Raw genomic sequence first — 10,613 nt, forward strand, 5'->3', positions numbered from 1 at the left:
TATGCAAGATTTTATACATCGTTGTTGTAACAACCTTTTTAGGTTAAATGACTAGCTACAGCATGTATAAAATCTTGCATAAAACTATCATCAAAAGATAAGCCAATTACTTTATGGATAAGAAGCCTAATGAAAGGTGAAATTACTGCAAAAAAAGTAGATCCCCTAAAAAAACTGGGGGATCTACTTAGTAACCATCTCAATAATAAATTTTTATTTTAAAGATGCATATACTTCGGCATTACCAATAGATGTCTTATCCAAATTGTACACTTTTCCGTCAGGTGTTCCTACCCCTAATGGCCATTCTTCTGTCGTTACATTACTACCTGATGTAAAGGCAACCCAATTATTTGAGCTATTTTTATATTTCATTTCATAAGCCCTCACTTGATTATGTTTAACATTAAATGGTTTTAGTGGTGGAGTGTACCCTGTTGCTTGATAAGCAGCAAGGATTAGCCGTGCAGAGTTCTGAACAGTAGTGAGTGGTTTTTCGAAAGTTTTCACAAGAGAATCATTTACTCTGAATTCCATCTTGTTCTGAGCATTTTTTTCAAGTGAAATCGTGACAGTAGCTCCGTCAGAGAATTTTGGCCCATAGGTTGTACCACCTTCACCGTTCGCAAAAGCACGCCACTTTAATACGCCATTCTCTTTCCAATCACTATTGTCTTTCACAGAAATACCACATTCATAAGATTCAAGACCACAATAGAAATTTATATAATCATATGGTCCTGTCAAGGTTTTACTGTTTGGTAATTGTAATTTTGCTTTGAATCCTTTATCGCTAACATTATTGGTTTTGATTTTTACAAGCTTTGCATATTCATTACTAGGTGACATAGTATACTACTTCCTCTCATATTGCTTTTTATTGTAGTTTCGGTAGGTTCGGGATACCACGTTAGACTGACTGTATCCCTTATCAGCTAACGCGGGAACTTATACCTCAGCCTCCCTGAAAAAGTTCGCGTTCTTTCAGATCAGTTTGGCTTATGTTATATAAAGGGAAGTAAGTTAGTTTAAAAACAACCCAAAATAAAAATAAAAAAGGCTAACTTTTAGTTAGCCTAAAACAATTTATTCTTATATTTTTTACCAAAGGGATCCTAAAGTTTATAATTTTGATTTTTCTCCTCTTCCATAAGTTCAAAAAAGGATGGTATCTGCTTAAAATCTTTTTCTTTAATCGCTGTTAGCACCATTAAAATGAGATCTTGTTCTAGATCCTCTCGATTTTGCGGATTAGTTTGTCTCAAAACAGATTTAATTTTAGGTTTCAACATTTCAATTACTTCTTCTTCGAATCTTTGAACAATCAATTCACTCATCAGCATCACTTCCTAAAATTGTATGTATTCTTGTCGGATTTTCTTTAATGCTTTATTTTTAGTTTTATTAATAGCTTGTTTCGTAACACTTAGCTGTGTAGCTACTGCATCTTCAGTTAAACCCTTAACATAAATTGAATACAAAATTTCTTTCTGTTTTAAACTCAAATTAGACACAATTTTATAAAGTGTTTTATCTTCAAAGAGATTCTCCATTTTCCTAAAACCTATGGAAATAACATTCTCGAAATAGTTGTCATTTCTTTCTGATTTAATCAAATCAAGAGGGCTTGTATTACTATCATCAAAATCTTTATCCAAAATCAAAGGATTTTTTGTAGAAACTTTTCGGATTTTCTTGTCAAATCTCTGTGATTCGAAATAGAGGATTTTTGAGAAGTAACTAAATATCTGAATCTTTTTCACATGAATTTTGAAGTGTTTTTCGATGAGTTCTTTTTTCTCGGGCGTTGAATTTTCTAAGTAGCTGCAATAAAGTTTACTTATTTTTTCATCTTCCAAAAATGTTTCTAATAAGCGATTTTGCATCCAAAACCCCTCCTTTATAAAAGGAACGTATGTTCTTATTATACCAAAAAAAAAGAATGTTTTCCTTAATTATTATCTTTTTCTTTTTCCTTTTGTAGTAATAACTGAACAGCACTTGTATAGTTATTTACTGCCTCTGTTAATAAACCAAGTGATTTATCAAATTTCCAAAAAATAAGTAGAAACGCTACAATCGGGAAGCCTACTGTTGAAATTGCTTGAATTATTTCCTGCATCTTAACACCTCGATTCTGAGTTTTTTTCTATAGTAAATAAAGGGAGTTTTATAGAAAAAAAAACAACCTTAAAGATAAAAAAAAGTTAGGAAAGGCAGTAATGACAATTAACCTTTGTCATTACTGCCTTTTTCAACCACACTCCTTTGGATTGTGGCAACAAACCGAACAAAATCTATCATTGTCGGTAATTATTTTACAATATAGTCAAAAAACATATGTTCACCGATCGAGATTTTTGAATGGATCTCAACCGTACTTCCGCCTGGGAATTTATAGTATAATTTTCCGTTTTGAGTGTAACTTAGTTCTGCAAATCTTTTGTTAGTATTATAGAAACACTTACTAGCGATTGGATTTGAGAAACCGTTTAAGTTTGAAGCCAAGTTAACAATGTTTTTCCAAACAGCACTGCTTGTGTCAGGTTTTAGACAGTGAGCCAAGTTCGGATCATTGGCGTTAAAGCAACTGAAAGCATATGGAGCGAGTACTACAGCTTCAATCGTGTTGAGATTTTTAAATTCATTATACGTTTTATTGTTTTTGCGATTCTGAATGACATGAGCAACACCTACACGAGATGTGGAATCACCTCGAGTTTCCCCATATAGAGTTCTAGCCAATAGATCGACGCTGTCACGTCCGTAAAGTTGAGATTTTGAAGTTAGTGGTTCACCAATTGCCATAAATATTACCTCCATTAAATTTTTATTCGCCTCTGTGGCGTTCTCTATATAAAGGGAAAGGAGGATTTAATTTAACAACCACTCTTCGACGGTAACTTGACGGCTTCATTAAAAAAAGCTGGTATTAATGCTTTAGTAGATAGGAGGGGTTTAAGCTAGCCTCTTGTTTTTAATAATCGAGCAAAGCGACAACAAATATAGCTGCTTATTTTTTAAAAAATAAGCAGCTATATTTGTAAAGGTCGTAGGAATCTCCTACCAAGCCAAAAACAACGTTTTTGGGGATTACCATGGTAATCCCGTTGCTTGCCTTCTTTCTAAAAAAGAAAACCTTTCAAATCTTTTCTATACTTTTATTTTTTAATAAAAGAACCCACTTAAGTGGGTTCTGGCTAGCTCAAGCTAGCTTTGCTTTTAATGTGCTATAATTATATTGAGAAGGAGGCGTCAACCTCCTTCCTGGTTACTTGCGACGGTTCTTCTTCCCGGGAGAGCGTCGCTTTTTCTTTTTTCCTTGCTTCATGTCGTAGATGTCTTTTAGTCCTGATGTGAAAGCTTTGAATGCTGTTGCGATAAGTACAACTGTTTCAAGGATTTTCACAAATTCAGCCATATTTTCTTCACCTCCTTTATACTCTTATTATACCATACCTCTTTATAAAACTAAATAGGTTTTATATACTTTTTACCTTAAAATTCATTTTTTTCCAAAACAAAAAAGAGTAGCAAAATGCTACTCTCATGGTGTCTGTTTAAGACTCTTTTGACTTTCCCCTTGTTTTAGGGTGGAGGCTGGCTAGTCGTGTGGGGGCTAAACCCCACATTGCGTCGATCCATAAGGGAAAAGAAAAAAATATGAACGGAAGCACTGGCGGTTTTGGCGGTACAATGGCACGTGCAAGCCGATATCCTTAGTTCCTCGTTTTAGGTATGTCGGCTTGGCGACAATCCAACACCGCCAAAATTTCTTCATGCAAGGAGGAAAGGGTGGAGATTTTTTGAGCGCAGCGTTCCGTAGGACAAAAAATACTACCCGATCCTTGCATGAAGAAAAGCCCCCCTTGTTCGACGAACTCTTTTAGGGGTACGGCTCTCTAAGCTCCCTACGAGCTTTTTAAACCTTTTAAAATTAGAGCATGAAGTTAATATAAAGAAAAATAAATTAACCATCTTAAACCAAACGTAAATGGCCTATAATTTGATTTTTTCATAAAACTAGAATAAAAACTGTTATCTTTACCATGCCTTTAGGAGTAAAAAAACATAGCAAACTAGAAGTTCGGTATTAACCGTTCCTCTTTTGATGAATATTACCTAACTCGGTCAGTATTCTTTCACGTTCCTGTGCAAAAAAAGCCTTTTCTTCTTCTGTCACTTCTTCTATAGGCTCATGACGAGTCGCAAACCATGCAGGTACTTGCTCTACGTTTCTAGCTACTTCTGGTGCTGCAGATGAATTTGATACCGTTAAATCGTTGATTTTGTTACGAATAATGGCACTTAATAAGGCTAATCGATTTGTTTTAACGTATTGATCGCTCGCTGAAATGGCTGCATCTAATGATTGATACAGAATCGTTTCTAAATGGCCATGAGACAGTCCTAGCTTGTCCTCTGCTTTGATTTTTTTCAATGAACCATAGATAACACCTACAAATGGTTTAAAGCCTGCTAAAGAGCCTGTACGGGCTTGATAGAGTTCTTTTAAACGATTATAAAGATTATTTTTCTTATCAGACGCTTGCTTAGTAGACGTCTTTATATCTTTTATTGTTTTAATTTGGTTATTATAGTTAAGAATCGAATTTGAGCCATTTATCGTTGGTGTGACAGCGTTTTGAGCCAAATCCTGATGTTTATTTTGATGTTTACTTAGATATTTAAAGTCCTCTTTTAAGATTGCAATTTCATAAGCAGTTAGACGGTAAATACCACTTAAAATACTTTCAAAATTAACGTGCTGCACATCAATAATGACACGACACCCACTATTTGTTTTCCCCGATTTGTTTCTAGACAGGATAAATAGCTTGGATTGCTCCATATACTTAAAAGCTGTAGAGATTGTATTTAATCCAACCTCTAATTTTTTGCTCAAATGCTCTCGGCTTACTTTGATAATGCCGTTGTATGTAAGATCATAAATCAATTTTTCTAGTACTCTATGTACTTTCGCGCCAGGATAAGTCCCTTGGGTTGCCAGTACTTCTTCTAGTTGCTGCAGGCGCTCTTCTTTGAGTTGCCGATCTCCTTTTTGATTGCCGTATGTAATGAATGTTTGGACTGCTTGGTTTGGTGTAGTTTTTAGTTTATTTTTCATGGTAGTTGCTCCTTTTTTGAAGCAAAAAAGCGTTTCACATCGTGTTTCTTAACGATGCAAAACGCTTTAGATTAAGGAATAATCTTGAATGACCTTTTAATTAACTGTTGAAATGTCGTCTAATTCATACTAGAATGACATATATAGATACTATGTATCATCTAACAGTAAAAAATCAGTCATTTCACGATATGTGCATCGTATGTATGAGATACGATATGCGATTAATAAAGTGCTACCAACACTTTATTAGTCACTGTGGAATGGCTTTTTTACGTTCGATTTAGTTATTCCTACCATACGCTAAAGTTAGCAACTTGTAAATATATTCTCTGACTATTAGTTTCTTTAGTTTATTGAATAGAGCCATGACGCTTAAAATTCGATTCATTTCTTGGAGAATAACTTCTGCCAAAAACCTTTTTTACTTTCAGCCTCTAATTGTTGGTTTAATTTCTCCAAAGCTTCCTCTTGTTTGATTATCAAATTTCTCTGCTCCTCAAGTCGTTCTGTAACGATTTTCTGGAACTCATCATCCTTCTCATTCCGTACTTTCAGCTCGTTCTGTAGATATTGAATTTGGTTCAGAACCGTTGCAGCCACCTCGTTCTGTATCGGGATAACGGAACCGGATAACGTTGTAACATTGGGATTTGTAACGTTGCTATCCATAATAGTAAAGTCAAAGTCGCTAGACGTTACCATGCTTGCAGCGTCTTCTAGACTAATGGATTTCTCTTTGTTCAAATAGATCAATGCTTTTATGACTTTGATATTCTCGCCTGCATATTGTCTGTGACCTCTATTGTTTCTTGATACTTCCATTCCATTCTTCTCTAAAAGTAACGAATATTTTTTCAGAGTTTCAGCAGTGACTTCTAATTGTTCAGTAACTTCTTTTGGTGTGAAAACTTTCTCCATAGTGTTACACCTCCGTTATAAGAATCGTTATGACCCATCATACCATGATTTAGAGGACGTTTTCCTTTTGTACATCAATTGCTCTCAAATCCTATGACTGTATGTTACGATTGGAAGAGGGAGAGTTATTTTTTAAATATAATTTAAAAGGGGATTAAGAAATGAGTGAATACTTGAACGCTGAAAATATTCGTGCTTTCACACCTGTTGTTACTCAAAGCGCCACTGCTGTTCTAACAGGTATCACCAACAGAATCAAACAAGCAAAAGTTAAAGGTAATAAAGATGAAATTATTACAGAGTTGGACGCTATTTTGACAGAACTTATTGAAAAAGATAATGATTTGATTAGACAAGTATCTGCACTGCAAAGAGAACTAGATATGAATTTTATTTCAGAGGAAGATATTCATTTCATTACAGAAAATTTAGTTCCACTCTTAGAAAAAGTTATCAAAAAAAGTTCACCACAAAAATCTCCAGAAGAAATTGAAGAAATTTTAGATATAACCAATTCTTTAATTTCTACTCAAACTTTAAAAATTTTGCAACTGATTGGATTTAACTTTAAAGAGGCAATTGGAAAACCAACAACGGAGTTAGCAAGAGAGTGGATTTTAAGTAGTATAAAAAATAGAGAAATTGAATTAGCTTTCGCTGAACAAAAAATAGAGCTTGAAACATTACAGGCAAAACAAACTATTATGTTTTATGAAATGATTAATGACCCAGAAGCTTTCGAACGTTATGAAAAATTCAATCAAATTCATAAATAAAAATGTGTATTTATTTAGTGAAAAAATAACTATAAGTAATACATCATGTATTTATTGTATACATTTCTATACAATTTGACTTTACATAACAGTAGAAAAGGATAGCTCAAAGAGCTACCCAAAACATCATGGTGGGAAAAACTTCTCAGAAATAAAAAAGAGTAGCTTTCGCTACTCCATTTAAATTATATATGATGATAGATTTATAAATTATTTGAAACACTACTAAAAATAGTTCCACCATTAATCTATAATTAAAGTAGAAATGGAGGAACAACATGGCAGATTTAAGAAATAGTACCAAAAACACTAGCGTAAAAGCACTACACTCAACTTTTTGGGGAGAATTGTTAGACGTCGATGAAAATTATGCTGAATCATATTTAAATTGGTGTTTAAAACAACTAAAAGAAAATAAAAACAATATGAAGCATGTGAATTTAAAAAAACAACTAAGCAAGGCAACCGTAGAAGAAGAAGGTAAAATAAAAAAACAAATAAGATCTGTTAGACCAAAAGGTCATCCAAGAGAAATCAAGCAAGGGGATATTGTACTTGTTCAATTTGGAATTAATCTAGGGGATGAAATTAGCGATTTACAAAAAGATCAATCCATGAAAGAAGAACACGGTCATTATTCAGTAGTACTAGCCCAAAAAGGTTTTATGTTTTTAGTAGTACCTTTATCCAGTCAAAAGCAAAGCTATAAGGATAGTGGTGTAGAGATGTGCATAAAAGATTTGGGTATTGGAGATTCCAATAACAGTTACGTAATGTTCAATCATATCCAATCGGTTCATATTCGACGGATAAAGAACATTCAAAGCCTTTTACCTTCTGGTAAGATAAATTTAGAACCGGCGATTTTAAAAGAATTAACCGATAAAATATGTAAATTCATGAAGATTGATGAAATCATGGTTGAAGAAACCAAAATTTCGGTGGTAAACCCTTGAAAAATGGCATATAATATGTTATAATTATGGTTAATAAACGAATACTATGATACACAGACATGTTTGTGTATATGAAATCATTTATGATAAAACGATAGAAAAGGACCTGCGTTTAGCGGGTCCTTTTCGCTTTCTTTAGGCGCCCTGCCTAGAATCGTATCCTAGGCTTCCTATTATGATTCAAGCCTTTCTATTCGTTATCTATAGAACGCTTAGTGTTGTGTAGAATGCTGAGTAAATCAACAGCAGCTTTTCTTCTACGCTCAGAATCATCGGAATTCATTTCTTCTTCTAAAATTTCTAATGCAGTGGCTCCCAACGATTCAAGTCGATGCAAGAGTTGTGTATTATTTATACCTTCGTTAGATCTATGATTTTGCTTTTCGCCTATTTCTTCAAATATTGAAGGGCCTGATTTAGTCCCTTCAATTGCAGAGGTTTCAATAATTTCTATCTGTTCTTGCGAATCCATAATTCCTAATATTTCAGGAATACCTGACGTTACAAAAGGATGAGGAAACTTTGTAACAGTAGTCATATTTCTAAGCAGTGATTTTACCTCTTCTTTTAGATCATCTTTTTTAACCATAGCCTTCCATTTACAAGCCCTTCTGTGATCCCATTTTCCTTCTTCAATCTCTGTAGGAATATAATCTCCAACAAAACCAATATGAACAAAGTTCTCATGAGTGATCAACACTACATCCCCGCATTTCATTACTTTTGAAAAAGTGCTGAGTGTGCCTAAGTTAGTTGATAAAGATCTTCCTTCATACTCATATTTTTCAGATAATTCATTTCGGATATCTTCTTTAGTCAAGTTTCTCATGTCCGAGATTTTACTCCATCCAATTTTCACATAACCGTCTGCACGGAACTTTCGGTGTCTCTATCGGACGCTTGTCCGAAGGAATTGGCGCTATTAGATCATATTGTACAGCTTTTTCTAACGCAGCTGAAAACGTAGCTACTATATTTTCAAACACATAACCATCTGCAATTCAATTTTTCCAAATGTAACTAAATAATCAATTTTTACCAAAAAAATATTGATTTTACCCAAAAAAAGTTATATTGTAAAAAATAGTTATTTTAAGGAAAGTTTTTGTAATATAAAGTATTTATTACCTTTTTATTCAGAAGTCACTTGAAGAATTTGGATGTATCTTTCAAATCAAGCTCCAAAGATAATTCCACTTTTTTCTTAAAGAAATTTTCTTTATTCATTGGTCCATATACTTGATTTGTTTTCATATCTATAATCCAATAATCACTTTTTTTATTTTTAGATACATTTAACTTATCATCTGTTGTACGAGCAATAATAAATTTCTTATCATAATTAAACTCTTCAATAGTTGGTTTTAAAACAAATACTTGTTCTTCTATACTAGTTAAATTAAAAGAATGGGCACTAGTTCTATTCAATAAGTATTTACCATTTATTTCCATTTCTGCATCGGTAGAAGCATGTGTTCCTAAATTGTGTACCACAGTGTTCCACAACATATAAAAACCAACTAAAAATCCAATTATCACAAATATAAAAAGAGTTTTTTTATACTTTTTCATTTACTTAAACCTCTTTCTGAAATTAATAACTACAATAATAGCAAAAAAAGGAAGGTTATTCATTACATGAAAAAAACATTACTAACTTTAAGTACTACTGTATTATTATCATTACCTACTTCAGCAGCCCTAGCTAATGAGAATAATGATTCACCAGAAATGCCTACAGTCCAGGAAAATACTCCAGCAGAACAAGAACTTATTTCAGTAGAATGGGATGAGGAATCAGAAGTAGAACTTATCCCAGTAGAAAACGAAGATGCAATAACTAATGAAGAAGAAAAAGGAAGTCCATTTCAAAGAATATTAGTAGTAGATCCTAAACAGACATTTACTGTAGCATGGGGCAAAGGTACAAAAATAGTAAAAGATGATTACGGTCACCTTTTCACAGCAGAATTAATGGCAAAATCTCACAACGGTCAAACCGATACAGTTACATATGAAGCCTTTAGTAGACCAAGTAATTTGATATCAGCTGATAGCTCTTTCAAAAAAATAGTTAGCGATTTTGTAACTAAAACGAAAAAGGCGAAAAAAACCAAGGATAGCACTTCCGGTTCGTCTGCATTTAATACTGGAGAACTATATACATCTCTACATAATTATAATTACAGTTTAGATGTAAATTATAATCCTCAAACTAAAAAATGGCATTATAAAGGAATTATAAGAGATAGATATGACTTTGTTTGGAGTAAGTATAATGCTACCTACAAAGGTTTCAAAGTTACTGTAGCCAATAATGTTGCTGCAGCAGGTGTAAAAGCAGGCTATCTTTCAGAATTTGATGTTAAAATATTTGTAGCAGGAGATTTATAAAAAATATAAAAAAGAAGAGTAACTCGGTTACTCTTCTTTTTTAATAAAACTCTTTTGATATTCTATAAAAACTTCTTATTGTTTTTCAATATAAATTTTACTTTTTGCCAAAAACGCCCCCAATTAGGGATTTCTATTCTTTTCTACAAGTCTGCTCACATTTTTTCTCATCAAGTCGCCCGTAATCCCCTAAACATTATCCTTCTGGATGACCACCCTTGATTATACATTCCCATACAAATCGAGTTGACATAACAACTGAAGTAGGCAGTAACGACAAAGGATAAACCCTTACCGTTACTGCCTTTTCGGTTGAAGCACGAATGATTATGTATGCAAGATTTTATACATCGTTGTTGTAACAACCTTTTTAGGTTAAATGACTAGCTACAGCATGTATAAAATCTTGCATAAAACTATCATCAAAAGATAAGCCAA

Annotated in this window: 13 protein-coding genes; 3 read left to right on the forward strand and 10 right to left on the reverse strand. The window is 33.2% G+C overall.

The genetic code is table 11. The features are described 5' to 3' along the window. Positions 1-213: 213 nt before the first annotated feature. The 8 genes from ACYQ73_RS27775 to ACYQ73_RS27810 form a co-directional block, all read right to left on the reverse strand. A complete protein-coding gene (locus tag ACYQ73_RS27775; RefSeq protein ID WP_460015407.1) occupies positions 214-849 on the reverse strand; it encodes a hypothetical protein in 636 nt (211 codons plus the stop codon). Between the two features lie 266 nt (positions 850-1,115). Continuing rightward, a complete protein-coding gene (locus ACYQ73_RS27780; protein WP_323657670.1) occupies positions 1,116-1,337 on the reverse strand; it encodes a hypothetical protein in 222 nt (73 codons plus the stop codon). A gap of 12 nt (positions 1,338-1,349) precedes the next feature. Further along, positions 1,350-1,886 carry a sigma factor-like helix-turn-helix DNA-binding protein gene (locus ACYQ73_RS27785; RefSeq protein ID WP_460015408.1) on the reverse strand — a complete coding sequence of 179 codons (537 nt, stop codon included), beginning with the start codon at positions 1,884-1,886 and terminating at the stop codon, positions 1,350-1,352. A 65-nt stretch (positions 1,887-1,951) separates the two neighbouring features. Beyond that, positions 1,952-2,122 (reverse strand): hypothetical protein, encoded by a 171-nt coding sequence (locus ACYQ73_RS27790; protein WP_460015409.1) that lies wholly within the window; start codon positions 2,120-2,122, stop codon positions 1,952-1,954. Between the two features lie 191 nt (positions 2,123-2,313). After that, a complete protein-coding gene (locus tag ACYQ73_RS27795; protein WP_460015410.1) occupies positions 2,314-2,808 on the reverse strand; it encodes a cell wall hydrolase in 495 nt (164 codons plus the stop codon). 463 nt (positions 2,809-3,271) lie between these two features. Further along, positions 3,272-3,421, reverse strand: coding sequence for a hypothetical protein (locus ACYQ73_RS27800; protein WP_460015411.1), 150 nt, complete (start codon positions 3,419-3,421; stop codon positions 3,272-3,274). Positions 3,422-4,093: 672 nt separating this feature from the next. Further along, complete coding sequence (locus ACYQ73_RS27805) at positions 4,094-5,128, reverse strand: hypothetical protein (protein ID WP_460015412.1); 1,035 nt, start codon at positions 5,126-5,128, stop codon at positions 4,094-4,096. A 387-nt stretch (positions 5,129-5,515) separates the two neighbouring features. Continuing rightward, positions 5,516-6,049: a MerR family transcriptional regulator gene (locus ACYQ73_RS27810; protein WP_460015413.1), complete on the reverse strand. Its 534-nt coding sequence runs from the start codon at positions 6,047-6,049 to the stop codon at positions 5,516-5,518. 161 nt (positions 6,050-6,210) lie between these two features. On the opposite strand from ACYQ73_RS27810, the gene ACYQ73_RS27815 reads away from it, so the two are divergent. Then, positions 6,211-6,825, forward strand: coding sequence for a hypothetical protein (locus tag ACYQ73_RS27815; protein ID WP_460015414.1), 615 nt, complete (start codon positions 6,211-6,213; stop codon positions 6,823-6,825). 278 nt (positions 6,826-7,103) lie between these two features. Continuing rightward, on the forward strand, positions 7,104-7,781 hold the full coding sequence (locus ACYQ73_RS27820) for a type II toxin-antitoxin system PemK/MazF family toxin (RefSeq protein ID WP_460015415.1): 678 nt from the start codon (positions 7,104-7,106) through the stop codon (positions 7,779-7,781). Positions 7,782-7,971: 190 nt separating this feature from the next. On the opposite strand, the gene ACYQ73_RS27825 is transcribed toward ACYQ73_RS27820, so the two are convergent. Together ACYQ73_RS27825 and ACYQ73_RS27830 are read right to left on the reverse strand one after the other, a co-directional pair. Next, entirely contained in the window at positions 7,972-8,610 is a 639-nt protein-coding gene (locus ACYQ73_RS27825; protein ID WP_460015416.1) for a hypothetical protein, read from the reverse strand. Between the two features lie 314 nt (positions 8,611-8,924). Then, the gene (locus ACYQ73_RS27830; RefSeq protein WP_460015417.1) at positions 8,925-9,353 is read right to left on the reverse strand and encodes a DUF3997 domain-containing protein; all 429 of its coding nucleotides are present in this window, start codon (positions 9,351-9,353) and stop codon (positions 8,925-8,927) included. 66 nt (positions 9,354-9,419) lie between these two features. On the opposite strand from ACYQ73_RS27830, the gene ACYQ73_RS27835 reads away from it, so the two are divergent. Further along, positions 9,420-10,175, forward strand: coding sequence for a hypothetical protein (locus ACYQ73_RS27835; protein ID WP_460015418.1), 756 nt, complete (start codon positions 9,420-9,422; stop codon positions 10,173-10,175). Positions 10,176-10,613 lie beyond the last annotated feature (438 nt).

It is taken from the genome of Lysinibacillus sp. CTST325 (assembly GCF_054665055.1).

Coding starts and splice junctions, on each gene's coding strand:
- ACYQ73_RS27805 (WP_460015412.1), bottom strand. CDS start 5,128: ATGAAAAATAAACTAAAAACTACACCAAACCAAGCAGTCCAAACATTC.
- ACYQ73_RS27800 (WP_460015411.1), bottom strand. CDS start 3,421: ATGGCTGAATTTGTGAAAATCCTTGAAACAGTTGTACTTATCGCAACA.
- ACYQ73_RS27780 (WP_323657670.1), bottom strand. CDS start 1,337: ATGAGTGAATTGATTGTTCAAAGATTCGAAGAAGAAGTAATTGAAATG.
- ACYQ73_RS27790 (WP_460015409.1), bottom strand. CDS start 2,122: ATGCAGGAAATAATTCAAGCAATTTCAACAGTAGGCTTCCCGATTGTA.
- ACYQ73_RS27810 (WP_460015413.1), bottom strand. CDS start 6,049: ATGGAGAAAGTTTTCACACCAAAAGAAGTTACTGAACAATTAGAAGTC.
- ACYQ73_RS27815 (WP_460015414.1), top strand. CDS start 6,211: ATGAGTGAATACTTGAACGCTGAAAATATTCGTGCTTTCACACCTGTT.
- ACYQ73_RS27775 (WP_460015407.1), bottom strand. CDS start 849: ATGTCACCTAGTAATGAATATGCAAAGCTTGTAAAAATCAAAACCAAT.
- ACYQ73_RS27825 (WP_460015416.1), bottom strand. CDS start 8,610: ATGAGAAACTTGACTAAAGAAGATATCCGAAATGAATTATCTGAAAAA.
- ACYQ73_RS27820 (WP_460015415.1), top strand. CDS start 7,104: ATGGCAGATTTAAGAAATAGTACCAAAAACACTAGCGTAAAAGCACTA.
- ACYQ73_RS27785 (WP_460015408.1), bottom strand. CDS start 1,886: ATGCAAAATCGCTTATTAGAAACATTTTTGGAAGATGAAAAAATAAGT.
- ACYQ73_RS27830 (WP_460015417.1), bottom strand. CDS start 9,353: ATGAAAAAGTATAAAAAAACTCTTTTTATATTTGTGATAATTGGATTT.
- ACYQ73_RS27795 (WP_460015410.1), bottom strand. CDS start 2,808: ATGGCAATTGGTGAACCACTAACTTCAAAATCTCAACTTTACGGACGT.
- ACYQ73_RS27835 (WP_460015418.1), top strand. CDS start 9,420: ATGAAAAAAACATTACTAACTTTAAGTACTACTGTATTATTATCATTA.